The sequence below is a fragment of the Halorubrum sp. SS7 genome, from assembly GCF_005435055.1.
Taxonomy (GTDB): Archaea; Halobacteriota; Halobacteria; order Halobacteriales; family Haloferacaceae; genus Halorubrum; species Halorubrum salinarum.
Genome location: NZ_SGXV01000550.1, coordinates 1 through 228, shown reverse-complemented (window position 1 = coordinate 228; position 228 = coordinate 1). Strand labels below are relative to the sequence as shown.

The window sequence follows — 228 nt, the reverse complement described above, 5'->3', positions numbered from 1 at the left end:
TTCGCTCCTCGTATTCGCGCCGGCTCAGCGTCTCCTCGAAAGCACTTCGTCCGTGGAGACAGATCTGTATCGCATTGAACAGGGTTGTCTTCCCGGACCCATTTTGTCCACCGAAGAGAATGATTGGACGGTCTTTGGTCGTTTCAAGATTGATCTCGTTGTGGCCACCATATGGACCGTAATCCGTGAGGACGATTCGCTGGATCCGCATTATGTCAACTCCTCATA

Annotated in this window: 1 protein-coding gene; it reads right to left on the bottom strand. The window is 51.8% G+C overall.

Annotation, left to right across the window (positions count from 1 at the left end; genetic code table 11):
• A partial coding sequence (locus EXE44_RS19100) for an AAA family ATPase (RefSeq protein ID WP_158293521.1) occupies positions 1 to 211 on the bottom strand: 211 nt, incomplete at its 3' end.
• Positions 212 to 228 lie beyond the last annotated feature (17 nt).